Annotated in this window: 11 protein-coding genes and 1 pseudogene; 7 read left to right on the top strand and 5 right to left on the bottom strand. The window is 70.7% G+C overall.

Going from position 1 to position 14,734, the window contains the following annotated elements:
* Window positions 1-73: 73 nt before the first annotated feature.
* A pseudogene (gene aspS, locus KAE78_RS03415) lies at window positions 74-1,852 on the bottom strand (aspartate--tRNA ligase).
* A gap of 134 nt (window positions 1,853-1,986) precedes the next feature.
* Between aspS and KAE78_RS03410 the strand changes: the two are divergent.
* From KAE78_RS03410 to ccsB, 6 genes are all read left to right on the top strand, one after another.
* Entirely contained in the window at window positions 1,987-2,382 is a 396-nt protein-coding gene (locus KAE78_RS03410) for a DUF5684 domain-containing protein (protein ID WP_223171809.1), read from the top strand.
* 41 nt (window positions 2,383-2,423) lie between these two features.
* Window positions 2,424-3,053, top strand: coding sequence for a histidine phosphatase family protein (locus KAE78_RS03405; RefSeq protein ID WP_223171807.1), 630 nt, complete (start codon window positions 2,424-2,426; stop codon window positions 3,051-3,053).
* A 53-nt stretch (window positions 3,054-3,106) separates the two neighbouring features.
* Window positions 3,107-3,649 (top strand): TlpA disulfide reductase family protein, encoded by a 543-nt coding sequence (locus KAE78_RS03400; protein WP_317451845.1) that lies wholly within the window; start codon window positions 3,107-3,109, stop codon window positions 3,647-3,649.
* Window positions 3,650-3,799: 150 nt separating this feature from the next.
* Window positions 3,800-4,588 carry a cytochrome c biogenesis CcdA family protein gene (locus tag KAE78_RS03395; RefSeq protein WP_317451909.1) on the top strand — a complete coding sequence of 263 codons (789 nt, stop codon included), beginning with the start codon at window positions 3,800-3,802 and terminating at the stop codon, window positions 4,586-4,588.
* Complete coding sequence (locus tag KAE78_RS03390; RefSeq protein WP_223171805.1) at window positions 4,569-6,299, top strand: cytochrome c biogenesis protein ResB; 1,731 nt, start codon at window positions 4,569-4,571, stop codon at window positions 6,297-6,299. Before KAE78_RS03395 ends, KAE78_RS03390 begins: the two co-directional genes overlap by 20 nt.
* 4 nt (window positions 6,300-6,303) lie before the next feature.
* Window positions 6,304-7,275, top strand: coding sequence for a c-type cytochrome biogenesis protein CcsB (ccsB, locus tag KAE78_RS03385; RefSeq protein WP_223171804.1), 972 nt, complete (start codon window positions 6,304-6,306; stop codon window positions 7,273-7,275).
* Between the two features lie 112 nt (window positions 7,276-7,387).
* Here the strand turns inward: ccsB and KAE78_RS03380 are convergent, their stop codons facing one another.
* The 3 genes from KAE78_RS03380 to KAE78_RS03370 all read right to left on the bottom strand — a co-directional run bounded on the left by KAE78_RS03380 (window position 7,388) and on the right by KAE78_RS03370 (window position 12,811).
* A complete protein-coding gene (locus KAE78_RS03380) occupies window positions 7,388-7,915 on the bottom strand; it encodes a 2'-5' RNA ligase family protein (protein ID WP_223171802.1) in 528 nt (175 codons plus the stop codon).
* A gap of 103 nt (window positions 7,916-8,018) precedes the next feature.
* Complete coding sequence (locus KAE78_RS03375; protein ID WP_223171800.1) at window positions 8,019-9,980, bottom strand: YhgE/Pip domain-containing protein; 1,962 nt, start codon at window positions 9,978-9,980, stop codon at window positions 8,019-8,021.
* Window positions 9,977-12,811: an MMPL family transporter gene (locus KAE78_RS03370; protein WP_223171798.1), complete on the bottom strand. Its 2,835-nt coding sequence runs from the start codon at window positions 12,809-12,811 to the stop codon at window positions 9,977-9,979. The genes KAE78_RS03375 and KAE78_RS03370 overlap by 4 nt, the downstream gene beginning before the upstream one ends.
* 164 nt (window positions 12,812-12,975) lie before the next feature.
* On the opposite strand from KAE78_RS03370, the gene KAE78_RS03365 reads away from it, so the two are divergent.
* Window positions 12,976-13,602: a TetR/AcrR family transcriptional regulator gene (locus KAE78_RS03365; protein WP_223171796.1), complete on the top strand. Its 627-nt coding sequence runs from the start codon at window positions 12,976-12,978 to the stop codon at window positions 13,600-13,602.
* 23 nt (window positions 13,603-13,625) lie between these two features.
* On the opposite strand, the gene KAE78_RS03360 is transcribed toward KAE78_RS03365, so the two are convergent.
* The gene (locus KAE78_RS03360; RefSeq protein ID WP_411155979.1) at window positions 13,626-14,645 is read right to left on the bottom strand and encodes an o-succinylbenzoate synthase; all 1,020 of its coding nucleotides are present in this window, start codon (window positions 14,643-14,645) and stop codon (window positions 13,626-13,628) included.
* Window positions 14,646-14,734: the final 89 nt, after the last annotated feature.

Genomic DNA, 14,734 nt, shown 5'->3' with positions numbered 1-14,734 from the left:
GCAGATCTGCACTATCACGCAGAGATTCGCAGAGTCTCTGCGAAACAGTGCAGATTCGCGAGGTTGTGCCGCCTCAGTCCTCGTCGGCGTCCGGGTCGTGGTCGACGCCGGCCTCGGCGCGCTGTGCCGGGGTGATGGGGGCCGGCGCCGCGGTGAGCGGGTCGAAGCCGTTGCCGGTCTTGGGGAAGGCGATGACCTCGCGGATCGACTCCGCCTTGCTCAGGTGCTGGAGCACCCGGTCCATGCCGATCGCGATGCCGCCGTGCGGGGGTGCCCCGAAGGTGAAGGCGTCCAGCAGGAAGCCGAACTTCTCCTGCGCCTCCTCCTCGGAGAGCCCCATGACGGCGAACACTCGCTTCTGGATGTCCTCGCGATGGATGCGGATCGACCCGCCGCCGAGCTCGGTGCCGTTGCACACGATGTCGTAGGCGTAGGAGAGCGCCGAGCCCGGGTCGGTGTCGAAGGTGTCCTCGAACTCGGGCTTGGGTCCGGTGAAGGCGTGGTGCACGGCCGTCCATGCGCCGGATCCCACGGCGACGTCACCGGATGCCACGGCATCCGATGCCGGCTCGAACATCGGAGCGTCGACCACCCAGGTGAAGGCGAAGGTGTCGGGGTCGAGCAGGCCCAGGCGACGGCCGATCTCGACGCGGGCGGCGCCGAGGAGGGCGCGGGCGTCCTTGGTCGAGCCGGCGGCGAAGAAGGCGCAGTCGCCGGGCTTCGCTCCGACGAGCTCGGCCAGGCCGGCCTGCTCCGCCTCGGAGAGGTTCTTGGCCACGGGACCGCCGAGCGTGCCGTCCTCGTTGAAGAGGACGTAGGCCAGGCCTCGGGCGCCGCGCTGCTTGGCCCAGTCCTGCCAGGCGTCGAGCACCTTGCGCGGCTGACCCGCACCGCCGGGCATGAGGACGGCGCCGACGTACTCGGCCTGGAAGACGCGGAACGGGGTGTCTGCGAAGTAGTCGGTCGCCTCAGTGAGCTCGAGCCCGAAACGCAGGTCGGGCTTGTCGGAGCCGTACTTGGCCATGGCGTCGGCGTAGGTGATCCGGGGATCGGGGTCTGCACCTCCACGCCGATCGTCGCCCATATGGCGCGGATGACGTCCTCCATCATCTCGATGACGTCTTCCTGGTCGACGAAGCTCATCTCGATGTCGAGCTGGGTGAACTCCGGCTGCCGGTCGGCGCGGAAGTCCTCGTCGCGGTAGCAGCGGGCGAGCTGGTAATACTTCTCGATGCCGCCGACCATGAGCAGCTGCTTGAACAGCTGCGGGCTCTGCGGCAGGGCGTACCAGCTGCCCGGGTGCAGGCGCGCGGGCACGAGGAAGTCGCGGGCGCCCTCGGGGTCGAGCGGGTGAGGGTGGGCGTCTCGACCTCGGTGAAGCCGCGCCCGTGCAGGACGTCGCGGACCGCCTTGTTGACGTCCGAGCGCAGACGCATGGCGGCGGCGGGCTCCGGACGGCGCAGGTCGAGGTAGCGGTGCGCGAAGCGCACGTCCTCGCCGATGGGTCGGCGCCCTCGAGCCCGGTCGAAACCTGGAACGGCAGGGGAGCGGACTCGTTGATCACCACGACCTCCGTCGCGACGACCTCGATCTCGCCCGTCGGGAGGTTCGGGTTCTCGTTGCCGGCCGGGCGGCGCGAGACCTCACCGGTCACTCTCAGCACGAACTCGCTGCGCAGCGGGTGCGCGATCTCCTCGTCGCGGATGACGACCTGGGCGATCCCGGAGGCGTCCCGCAGGTCGATGAAGGCGACGCCGCCGTGATCGCGCCGGCGATCGACCCACCCCGCGAGGGTGACGGTCTGACCGATGTGCTCGGCTCGCAGAGAGCCGGCCGTATGGGTGCGAAGCACGGGGAATCCTCCTAGGGGAAAGGCAACCTGGCCATTCTACGTCGGGTTCGGAAACAGTCTTGGGCGGCGGGGTGCCGCTTCAGTAGACTCGCGAGCGCCGGCACAGCCGCCGGCATCCCAAGGAAGGTTCGTTCATGTCTCTCGCTCTGGTCCCCGCCGTGAACAACATCGATGCGGTGTACGCGCAGGCCTTCTCGGGCCCGTCGATCATCGTCGGTCTGGTTCTGTACGTGCTCGTGGTCGTCGCGCTGTGGAAAGTCTTCACGAAGGCGGGTCACCCCGGCATCCTGGCCATCATCCCGTTGGTCAATCTCATCTTCCTCGTCAAGATCGCCGGCTACTCGGGGTGGCTGGTGCTGCTCTACCTGATCCCGATCGTGAACGTCGTCTTCGCCATCCTGGTGGCCATCAAGCTGGGCGCGAACTTCGGCAAGGGTGCGGTGTCCTCCTTCTTCCTGCTGTGGCTGATCCCGATCATCGGCTACTTCGTGATCGGTTTCGGCGACGCCAAGTACCAGAAGCAGGCCTGAGCGACCCTCGGCTCTGCGGAGGCGCCTTCTAGACTGACGGAATGACTGGAAGGCGTCTCCACCTCGTCCGGCACGGCGAGGTGCACAACCCCGGCCGCATCCTCTACGGGCGACTCCCGGATTTCCATCTGAGCGAGGCCGGACGACAGATGGCGGATGCCGCGGCGGCCTACATCGCCTCCCTCGATCGCCCGGTGAGCCTGCTGCGCTGCTCGCCGCTGGAGCGCACGCAGGAGTCGGCGGCGCCGTTCGCCGAGCGGTTCGGCCTGACGCCCGAGCTCGACGAGCGCGTCATCGAGCCGAGCAACGTCTTCGAGGGCACGCAGATGCACCGTGCCCTCCTGAACCCGCTGAACTGGCGGCATCTGCGCCGGCCCTCCCGGCCGAGCTGGGGCGAGCCGTACCTCTCGATCGCGCAGCGGATGACCGCCGCGATGGATGACGCCTGGGACGCCGCATCCGACGGCGATGTGGTGATCGTCTCGCATCAGGCCCCCATCTGGGTGACGCATCTGCATGTGGCGGGGCTGCCGTACAAGCACGACCCGCGCTCCCGGCGCTGCGCGCTGTCGAGCGTGACCTCGTTCACGTACGCCGACGGGAAGTGGCAGGAGATCGGCTACGCGGAGCCGGCCCTCACCGGAGACGCGGTCGACGTCGGGGCGGTGTGACCGCATCCGGCTCGTGCATAGGGAGCCCGCGTACACTGACCGGCGTGTCTCGCATGTCGTCGACCCACCCGGCTGATCGCGGACGAGTCCGCCCGAAACGCCTTGCCCGGCGCCTCGGGGCCGCAGCGCTCGCCGCGACGCTTGGCATCGGCTTGGCCGCCTGCGCACCCGACTCCGCGACGCAGGACTTCCTCGACGGCACCAACAAGGGCTACATCGCCGCCGACGGCTTCCGGGTCATGGAGTTCCCCGAAGACGAGCGCAACGCGCCCATCGTCTACGGCGGCGTCACCGACCAGGGCGAGCGCTTCGACAGCGCAGAGACCCTCGGCGAGGTCGTCGTGGTGAACTTCTGGTACGCGGCCTGCGGCCCCTGTCGCGTCGAGGCCTCCGTCCTCGAAGAGGTCTGGCAGGAGTACCAGGACCAGGACGTCGCCTTCCTGGGCGTGAACACCCGCGACCAGGCCGAGACCTCGCTCGCCTTCGCCGAGACCTACGGCGTCAGCTATCCGAGCATCATCGACATCGCCACGGGCGAGGCCAAGCTCGCCTTCGCCGCGGTCGTGCCGCCGCAGGCCACCCGACGACGGTCGTGATCGACAAACAGGGCCGTGTCGCTGCCCGCCTCATCGGCGCGATCAGCCAGCCGTCGATCCTGTCCTCCGTCGTCAAGGACGTCCTCGCGGAGGACGCGTGACCCCGAGGCCCTCATCGTCGGGGCGCTGTGGGTCGCGATCCCGGTCGCGATGCTCGCCGGCCTCCTCTCCTTCCTCTCGCCCTGTGTGCTGCCGCTCGTGCCGGGGTACCTCGGCTTCATCAGCGGCGCGGTCGCTCCCGTTGCGCGTGAGGGGGACGCGGGTCCTTCGACGAGTTCAGGGACCGCGGGGGCGATCCCCGGGAGCGTCGCAGGATCGGATGCCGCAGGCACGGCGATCGCGACCGGCACGCCCACCGTCGCCCGCAGCCGCCTCGTGCTGGGCGTGCTGCTGTTCATCCTCGGCTTCAGCGTCGTCTTCATCGCCTTCAGCATCGTCGGAGGCGCCGCGGGTGCCTTCTTCCTGGTCTGGGGAGATCTGCTCACCCGGATCTTCGGCGTGCTCATCATCCTCATGGGGCTCGTCTTCCTCGGGCTCTTCGGCTTCGCGCAGCGCAACCTCCGGTTCCAGGTGAACTCGCGTACGGGCCTCATCGGCGCACCGCTGCTCGGCGTCGCGCTCGGCATCGGCTGGGCGCCGTGCATGGGCCCCACCCTCACGGCGATCATGGCGATGTCGTGGAACCTCGGCGACCCCTGGCGTGCCTCGCTGCTGGGCCTGGCCTACTCGCTCGGGCTCGGCATCCCGTTCCTGCTGATCGCGCTCGGCTTTAACTGGGCCACCCGCACGGTCGGATTCCTGCGCCGCCACATCCGCGTCGTCAACATCATCGGCGGCGTGCTGCTGATCCTCCTCGGCCTCCTCATGGTGACCGGCCTGTGGACCGAGATCATGTCGAAGCTCGGGGCGGTGATGATCAGTGTCGAGCTCCCCCTCTGACCCGCAAGCGGGTTCGGGGGCTGCGGCATCCGACCCCCTGCGCCCGAGCGACCACGTCGACGGCGGATCCGCCATCGTCCAGCCCCGCCTCGGCGTCACCGGTTGGCTGCGCTGGGGATGGCGGCAGCTCACCTCGATGCGCACGGCGCTGGTGCTGCTGCTGATCCTCGCGATCGCCGCGATCCCCGGATCGCTCTTCCCGCAGCGCATGGCCGATCCGAACGGCGTCACCCAGTGGCGGGCGGACAACCCGGATCTCTTCCCGGTGCTCGACGCGCTCGACCTCTTCGACGTGTACATGTCGCCGTGGTTCTCGGCGATCTACCTGCTGCTGTTCATCTCGCTCATCGGCTGCGTCATCCCGCGCATCAAGCACCATGCCAAGGCGCTGCGGGCGCAGCCGCCGCGCACGCCCGTGCGGCTGGCGCGGCTCGACGATCACCGCGAGGTGTCACGAGAGTCGGAGAACCCGGATGCCGCGGCATCCGCCGCCGTCGACACGGCCGAGACGCAGCTGAAGTCCCTCGGCTACCGCGTCGCCCGCTTCGACGGCCGCGGCACGTATTCGGTGTCGGCCGAGCGCGGGTACTGGCGCGAGACCGGCAACCTCGTCTTCCACCTCGCGCTCGTCGGCGTGCTCGTCACGGTCGGCGTCGGCGGCGGCTACTCGTACACGGGGCAGCAGGTCATCGTCGAGGAGACGACGTTCGTCAACACGCTCCTGGACTACTCCTCGATCCAGCGCGGCCGCTTCGTCACCGAGGAGGCGCTGGAGCCCTACGCGATCACTCTCGACAGCTTCGACGTGAGCTACGTGCCTGCGGGCTCGCCCGGCGCAGGCCAGGCCGGCGACTTCGCGGCGAACATCACGGTGCGCGATGCCGACGGCGAGGTCTGGAGCGACGCCGTGCGCGTCAACCACCCGCTGCCCGTCGCCGGCGACAGCATCTACCTGCTGGGCAACGGCTATGCGCCGACGATCACGGTGCGCAATGCCGAGGGCACGGTCATCTTCCGCGACGACGTGCCGTTCCTGCCGCAGGACTCGGCGATGACGTCGCTGGGCATCGTGAAGATCGCCGACGGGATGCCGGAGCAGCTGGGTCTGCAGGGCTTCTTCTATCCGACGCAGGCCGAGCTCGCCACGGGTGCGTTCACCTCGGTCTACCCGGCGCTCGTCAACCCTGTTCTGACCCTGAACGTCTACGAGGGCGATCTCGGCATCGACGACGGCACCCCGCGCTCGGTGTACGTGCTCGACACGACCGACATGACCCAGCTCACCGGCGGCGACACCGGGCTCGAGTCCATCGAGCTCGCCCCGGGAGAGAGCGCCGACCTGCCGAACGGACTCGGCATGATCACCTTCGAGAACGCCTCGCCCGACGGATCCGCCGACTACGAGAACTCGGTCAAGCGCTACGCCTCCCTGCAGATCCACCACGACCGCTCGGCGGTCTGGGTGCTCGTGTTCTCACTGCTCGCGCTCGCCGGGCTCCTGCTCGCGCTGTTCGTGCCGCGCCGCCGCATGTGGGTCAAGGCGACCCCGGCGGACGGCACGATCACCCTCGAATACGCCGGCCTCGCCCGCGGCGAGGACCCGACCCTGGCCGCCGCCGTCGACGACCTCGCTGCCGCGCACGGCAGCCTGTTGGATGCGCAGGCCGCGGCATCCGACACTGCGGCATCCGACACCCAGAAAGTAGGCTGACACCATGGCCGATCTCGAGTCGCTCTCGGTCCTGCTGCTGTGGACCGCCATCGCGATCTACGCCCTCGCCTTCACCGCGTACGCCTTCGACCTCGCGCGGCGCTCCGAGGAGTCCTCCGACGCGAAGCTGCGCGAGGCGGAGCTCGTCGCCAGCGGTCGCACCGGGATCATCGCCGCGGCATCCGCTTCGTCTTCCTCGTCGGATGCCGCTTCTCCCCGTGTCATGGCGCGCATCGGCACCTCGCTCACGGTGCTCGGCTTCGTGCTGCACCTGGCCGCGACGCTGGCCCGTGGCATCGCCGCCGGGCGCGTGCCGTGGGCGAACAACTACGAGTTCGCGATGACCGGCACCCTGCTGATCATGCTCGTCTACCTGCTCGTGCTCACACGTCTGGACCTGCGATTCCTCGGCACGTTCATCACGGGTCTGGTGGTCGTGCTGCTGGGGGTCTCGGCGGTCAGCTTCTACGTGATCGTCACCCCGCTCATGGACCCGCTGAAGTCGGTGTGGCTGGTCATCCACGTCTTCGTCGCCTCGCTGTCGACGGCGTTCTTCGCGCTCGCCTTCGCGCTGTCGGTGACGCAGCTGATGCAGTCGCGGCGGGCGCGCCTGGTGGCCGAGGGGGCGGAGAAGATCGGACCGCGGTTCCTCGCGACGCTGCCCACGGCCGACCGCCTCGAGGCCCTCGCCTACCGCTTCGCGACGATCGGCTTCATCTTCTGGACGTTCACGCTCATCGCCGGGGCGATCTGGGCGCAGGATGCCTGGGGGCGCTACTGGGGCTTCGACGTGAAGGAGACCTGGACCTTCATCATCTGGGTGCTCTACGCCGGCTACATCCACGCCCGCGCCACGCGCGGTTGGCGCGGCAACCCCTCCGCCTGGCTGTCGATCGTCGGCTTCACCGCGGTGATCTTCAATTTCACCATCGTCAACGTCTTCTTCAAGGGCCTGCACGCGTACTCGGGGCTGTAGGCGGGCTCCCGCATCCGAGACCTGCCGGCGCGCACGGATGCAGGGCGACACGCCGATGTCTGACCCTGCATCCGTCGTTCGGCCCTGCATCCGTGCGGGGAGAGAGGCGGCGTCAGCGCCCGAGCGGGATGAGCTCGCGGTGCTCGGCGCCGTCGGCGTACCAGACGAACTCGGCCTGGGTCGCGATCTCGGTCGCGACCGGATGCCGCCGCTCGTGCGCGATCCGCTCGGCCTCGGTCCAGGCGCGCGGATCGAGGCGGCCGCCGTAGACGACCGAAAGGTGGAAGATCCACTCCTCCGGGCTCAGCTCTCCGACGCGGGTGAAGCTCGTCGGCGCGAGCGCCGCCGACAGCGAGGAGTAGGCCGAGACGAGGGACTCGGTGCGGGCGAGCCGGACGATCACGATCTGCCACGGCGAGGGGAAGGTGTCGAGAGCCTCGGAGGTGAGGGAGATCAGATGCTGGGCCGTCGCCCACTCGCGGAGGAAATCCTCGACCTCTTCCCGGCCCTCGGGTTCCGCGAAGCCGCGCAGCGTGACGTGGGGCGTGTGCGGATGCGAGACCTCGGCCGGCAACGCCGACAGAAGCGCGCGCTGGGTCGCTCCGAAATCATCGGCGACCGGCCCCACCACCCGCAGCACCAGGTACTGCTGTCCTTCGAGGGCGGCGAGCTGTACGGGATCGGTCGTGAAGGGCGGGGCATCCCCTCACGGTACCCGCAGCGTGAGCGTCTCGGGGCGGATGCTACGCCGCCGCCAGCACCGCCTTTGCCGACGTCGTGCGGCGCAGGGCCACGACGAGGGTCGTGACCACGAGCGACAGCACGCCCCACACGACGAGTCCGGCAGCGGTGCCGCCGCTCGCCTCGATGAGACCGGCGAGGGCCGGTGCGGTCGGCATCGCCGCGCCGAGGGAGGCGAGCCATCCGGGCACGGTGGAGATGAGGCCGGTCGCGACCACGAGCACGCCGACCAGGGCGCTCACCCAGCGGCCGGCACCGCCGAACACCGCGACGAGCGCCTGGTTCACCGCGGCGAAGGCCACACCCGCGAGCACCGCGATGCCGGCGAAGCCCCACCAGGCGACGAGGTCGTAGCGGGCGACGATCTGCACGATGAGTGCGACGAGCACGCCCTGGCCCGCACCTATGGCGGCGGCCGGCCAGAAGGAGCGCCACGCCAGCGCGGCGGAGGCGCTGCGCGAGGTCAGAACGCTCGCCGAGGTCGCGCGCAGCACGACGAAGGAGGCGAGGCCGCCGAACCACAGCACGACCGTGGAGAGCAGCGGGATGGCCGTCGGGCCGAAGATCGTCGAACTCCCCGTGTTCGAGCCGACGGGGTCGGCCAGGACGGAGGCGAGCGTCTCGTACTCCTCATCGCTGAACGACGGGAGCGAGGTGGCGGCCAGATCGAGACCAGAGGCCAGCTCGTCGGTGCCGGAGGCCAGCTGCTCGAGTCCGCTGACGAGCTCGTCCGCGCCGGAGGCGAGCTGCGTCGCTCCGTCGCCGAGACCGGATGCGCCGGTGCTGAGCGCCCGTGCGCCGGCGGCGGACTGGTCGACGCCCTGGGCGAGCAGGCCGAGCCCGTCGCCGATCTCGTTCGCCGCAGCACCCGCCTCGCGCAGCTGCGCGGCCAGAGCGGCCGGGGCCTGCTCGGCGAGCTGGTCGAGCCCGGCCGAGGTGCCGGCGGCGGCCTGCGCGGCCTGGGCCGCGGGCGTCCGGAGTCCCTCCGCGCCCTGAGCGGCCCCGGCCAGCTGCGCGCAGAACTCCTCGCCGGCCTCGGGCGGGCACATCGCGGCGAGTCCGGCGAGGCCATCGGCGAGACCCGCGACGCCATCGGAGACGCCGCCGGAGGCGAGCGCAGCACCGGTCGCGGCATCCGTGAGCTCCGCGGGGACGATGCCGTCCCGCTCCAGGGCGGTGGCACCGGCGCGCAGCCCCGCGCCCAGCGCGTTCGCGCCGTCGGCCACCTCGCGCGTGCTCGACGCGATCGTGCCGAGCCCGTCGCCGAGCTCCGATGCCCCGTCGCCGAGCTGCGCGGCACCCGCGGCCAGCTGCGTCGCACCGCCCGGGATCTCGGCGGCGCCCGTGGCGGCATCCGATGCCCCCTCGGCGAGCTGGGCCGCGGCGCCTCCGGCCTCGCCGAGCTGATCGCCGATCGTCGCGAAGCCGACGAAGACGCTCCCGAGCGTCGCCTCCGACAGCATCGAGCCCATGGTGGAGGCCGCGACCGCCGCGATCTGGCCGGTGATGAGGTCGTCGGCGAGGCGCCCGTCCGGAGGTGTGACCACGGTGATCTCGGCCCGCTCGGGAGTCACATCGCCGCCGCCGAGCGCCTGCCCGGCAGAAGTCGCGGCCGCCGAGAACTCCTCGGGGATCGTCACGACCGCCTGATAGGTGCCGTCGGCGAGGCCGGATGCGGCATCCGACTCGTTCGAGATCACCCACGTCAGGTTGGAGTCCAGCTCGTCCGAGCCCTCGACCAGGCCCGCGGCGAGCTGGCGCCCCAGCGGCGTGTACTGATCGTCGATCGTGACGGGCTCGTCCAGGTTGACGATTGCCGCCGTCATGGAGTCCAGCCGCTCGGTCGGATTGTAGAGGGCCGCCACGAGCATGCCGCCGACGACCGCCGGCAGCAGCAGGATGCCCAGGAGCGTCAGCCAGGTGACGGGTCCGCGCGATCGGGCGCGCTCGATGGAGAGAGTCATGCGTTCACCTCGGTCTGGTGGGTCGTGCGGTGCGTTGCGGAGGCCTGCGCTGAGCTTGTCGAAGCGTCGAGCACGTCGGATGCGGGCCATCCGGCGTCGGCGAGGGTGCTGCGGGCGGCCCCGGCGTCCGCCGCGGTGGCGAAGACGGCCGTTCCGCGGGCGGCCGCGGCGTCGCGGAGGATCGCCGTGGCCTGGTCGCGGTCGGCGCCGGCGAACCGGTCGATCCCGTCGATGACGATGAGCGGGGTGCGGGCGCGGAGTGCGGCGGACAGTGCGTCCAGCCCGTCGCGCGGATCCTCCACGACCACGACGCCCACATGACGCCGGACCCAGGCGGCCCGTCCGGGCAGGAGGTGGCCGGCGACGCGGAGGAGGCCGTCGGATGCCGGAACCCGCCCGGCGATGGTCAGCGCCAGGGCGCGCCGCACGAGAGGCTCGCCGCCGGTGACGACGACCGCGCCGCCGCCGGCCAGGCGCACATCGATGCCGCTGAGCACCGGGCCATCCGCGTCGATCGACAGGTCTTCCGCGGCGACCACCGAGTCTTCTCCCGGCCACTCGGCCAGGGCGCGCTCGCGCTCGACCGCCTCGCCCTCGATGTCGACGTGGGGGAGGATGCGTTCCAGCCACGCCGGGATCCGCCAGGCGCGCTCGCCGAGGATCGCCATGAGCGCGGGGATGAGCGTCATGCGCACGACGAAGGCGTCGACCGCGATGCCCGCCGCGAGCCCCAGAGCGATGGGCTTGAGCGAGGAGTCGCCCTCCGGGACGAACGCGACGAAGACGGCGAACATGATCAGGGCCGCCGCCGTCACGACGCGCGCCGAACCGCTGAAGCCGGTCTGCACGGCGCGGATCGCGGCGGCGCGCGCGGTGGCCCTGTCGACCGGCTCCTGCCCTTCGACAGGCTCAGGGACCGAACGAACGGCATGCACGTAGTCCTCCCGCATGCGCGAGACGAGGAAGACCTGATAGTCCATCGCGAGCCCGAACAGCACGCCCATGAGCACGATCGGCATGAAGCTGATCACCGGGCCCGTGCGGGCGACATGGAGGGCGTCGGCGAGGATCCCCCAGTCGAAGACGGCCGCCACGATGCCGAACGCGGCGACGATCGAGAGCAGATAGCCGGCGGCGGCGGTGACCGGCACCCAGATCGAGCGGAACACGATCGTCAGCAGGACGAGCGACAGGCCGATCACGAAGATGCCGAACGGCAGGAGCGCCGCCCCCAGCTGGTCGGAGATGTCGATCGCGACGGCGGTGAAGCCGGTGACCTTCAGGTCGACGCCGTACTCCTCGAGCAGTCGGTCGTGCTGCGCGCGCAGCTCCCGCACGAGATCGGCGGTCTCGGGGGCGTCGGGGGCGGTAGTGGGGATGACCTGCACGATGCCGGTGTCGGCGGTCTCGTTCGGCACCGCGAGGGCGACCTTCGCCACGCCCGGGAGGGTGGCGATGTCGTCGCCGATGTCCTGCATGAGCGTCAGCGGATCGGTCGAGGTGACGATCGTCCCGGTGAGGATCAGCGGGCCGTTGAAGCCATCGCCGAAGTGCTCGGCGACCAGGTCGTAGCTCTGCCGCGCCTCGGAGCCCTTCGGCAGGACCCCGGCGTTCGGCAGCGCGAGCGTGAGGCTCGCGGCGGGGATCGCCAGAAGGCCGAGACCCAGCACGACGGCGATCGAGGTGACGACGGGGCGCTTCGTGACGGCGCGCACCCAGCGGTTGATGCGGGGAGCATCGGATGCCGCGACCGGGCGCTCGGCGGCATCCGACCGGGCCTTCTTCGAGCGGCGCTTCGCGCGCTTCGGCCTGCCGGCCACGCGCCCCTTCAGGAAGCCGAGCAGGGCCGGTGTGAGGGTGACCGCGATCAGGACGGCCATGGCGACGGCGACGGATGCCGCGATCCCCATCGTCGTGAGGAAGGGGATGCCGGCGAAGCCGAGTCCGACCAGGGCGATCACGACCGTGATGCCGGCGAAGACCACCGCGGATCCTGCGGTGCCGACCGCGCGGGAGGCGGACTCCTCCGGGTCCATCCCGGCGCGCACCTGGTCCTGATGGCGGGCGACGATGAACAGGGCGTAGTCGATGCCGACGGCCAGCCCCAGCATGAGCGCGAGCAGCGGGGTCGTCGACGAGACCGTCGCGAAGGCGGTCGCCGCGAAGATCCCGGCCATGGAGATGCCGACGCCGAGCACGGCGGTCAGCAGCGGGAGTCCGGCGACGACGAAGGAGCGGAAGGTCACGATGAGGACGAGGAGCGCGATCACGAGGCCCACCGCCTCGGTGATCGTGATCCCCGGGATCGACATCGCGAACAGATCGCCGCCGAGCGAGGTCACCGCGCCGTCGGGGAGAGCCGCGGTCAGTGCCGCGACGGCATCCGAGAGCTCCTGGGTCGTCTCCTCGCTGACATCGGTGGCCTGTCCGTCGAACTGCAGCTGCACGATCGCGGCCGTGCCCTCGTCGTTGACCATGCCGTCGATGAGCTCGTCGTAGGGGGAGGTCACGGCGAGCGCGCCCTCGAGGCCTTCGAGCTCGGCGACGGCCTCCTCGATGGGCTCGCGGTAGGCGGCGTCGGTGATGCGGTCGCCCTCCGCGGCCACCACGATGAACTGGGCGTTCGTGCCGCTCACCTGAGGGAAGGAGCGCTCGAGCTGCTCGAGCCCGGCCTGCGATTCGGTGCCGGGGATCGAGAAGGTGTTGTCGGTGCCGCTGTTGAGCACCAGAGCCCCGCCACCGACCAGGGCGAGCGTGAGCAGCCACCCGAAGAGGACTCGCCAGGGGTGCTTGTACGACCAGCGTCCGAGCGTGGACAGGAGAGTGGACACGCGTGCCTCCGAAGCGTCGAGCGGGGTTTTAGATACAGAGATGTATCCGATACACATGTGTATCCTATGGTGAGTCGACGCCGGAAAACTGTGTACGGGGTGGGAAAAACTCGACCCGAGCGCCGGTGGCGCCCTTGCTCAGGGACCGGTAGAAAAGGAACACGATGACGACATCCGTGACCCGCAGCCGCGAGAACACGCGCGCGCGGCTGCGCGACGCGGCCGCGCAGCTCTTCGCCGAGGTCGGCATCGAGGGCGCCAGCGTCGAGGCGATCTGCGAGCGCGCCGGCTTCACGCGGGGTGCCTTCTACTCCAACTTCGAGTCCAAGGACGAGCTGTTCCTCGACCTCGCCGCCACGGTCGCCGAGTCGCGTCTGGCCTCGGCGCGTGCGCGGGTGGACGAGCTCGTCGCATCCGGTGCGCTCGCCTGCACCCATGACATCGTGCCGCTGGTCGAACAGGTCATGCTCAGCGCGGAGAAGGACCGCTTCACCGTGCTGCTGATGAGCGAGATCCAGCTGCACGCCCTGCGCGATGCGGACTTCGCCGAGGCCTATGTCGCGCAGGAGCGCGAGATGTTCGCCAGCATCGAGGCGATGATCGGCGGGATCGTCGACTCCGGCGCCCTCGCGCTGCGCGTCGACGTGCCCACCGCCGCGAAGATGCTGATGACCGCGTGGGAGGGCGCCATGGTGCGCACGGCGATGGAGGGCGGCGACGACGACCAGATCGCCCGCGCGGCCAGTGCCGCGCTCGGCACGCTGGTCGAGCTGCTCATCGCTCCCGCCTGAGCGGGGCGGGGCGAAGGGCGGGGTCAGGGCGCGGAGAGCAGGGCGTGGCAGCGCTCGAGGCGCGCGAGCCACCAGGCGGTGCGATCGTCGGATGCCGCGAGCCGCTCCAGTGCGGCCGCATCGGGGGTGACGCGGCCGACCGGGAGGGCGCCGTCGACCGGCAGCCGGTCGGCGACGTCGTCGACGAAGAGCGCGGCCGTGCCCAGGCCGCAGTCGTATTCGAGATCGGGGAGGGCGGCGGCGAGGGCGGCGCCCTGGCCGAGCCCGACGGCGGTGTCCAGGGCGCTGGAGACGACGGCGGGAAGGCCCGCCTCGGTCACGATCGAGAGGGCGCGGGCGACGCCGCCCAGCGGCTGCGCCTTGACCACGAGGAGGTCCGCCGCGCCGGCGCGGGCCACCGCGAGAGGATCGCTCGCCTTCCGCACGCTCTCGTCGGCGGCGATCGGGATGCCCATGTACTTCACCCGGCGGCGGAGCTCCGCCAGCTCCGCCACGTCGGCGCAGGGCTGCTCGGCGTACTCCAGGTCGAACTCGGCGAGGGCGTGGACCGCGCGCTCGGCCTCGTCGACGTTCCAGGCGCCGTTGGCGTCGACGCGCACACGCCCCTCCGGGCCCAGCGCCTCGCGCACGGCGCGCACCCGGGCGACGTCGTCGGCGAGCACCTGACCGGGTTCGGCGACCTTCACCTTGGCCGTACGGCATCCGGGGAAGCGCGAGAGGACGGCTGCGGCATCCGATGCCGGAACGGCTGGGACGGTCGCGTTGACGGGCACGGCGTCACGGACGGATGCCGGCTGCGGTCGCCAGGCGAAGTCCACGGCCGCCGCGAGCCAGGTCGAGGCCTCGGCATCGTCGTACTCGGCGAAGGGGAGAACTCGGCCCAGCCCTCCGGGCCCTGGAAGAGCAGGGCTTCGCGCACGTCGACGCCGCGGAAGCGGGTGCGCAGGGGCAGGGCCACGACGCGCGCGGTCGCGAGCAGCTCGGCGAGGGGAGGCGGCGGCTGCGAGATCGGATGCGGCGGCACGGCGTCGTGGGTCACGCATCCATCATGCCGCACAGGGGGAACTGGAAGCGTTTGCAGCTCAGTGGCGAGCCCGTGAGTGCAGGAATGCCAGATTTTCCGAGGCTTGTC

It is taken from the genome of Microbacterium sp. NIBRBAC000506063 (assembly GCF_017968845.1).
In the GTDB taxonomy this organism is placed as follows: Bacteria; Actinomycetota; Actinomycetes; order Actinomycetales; family Microbacteriaceae; genus Microbacterium.
The sequence above is the reverse complement of the archived record's forward strand: the minus strand, read 5'-3'. Positions and strand labels throughout refer to the sequence as shown.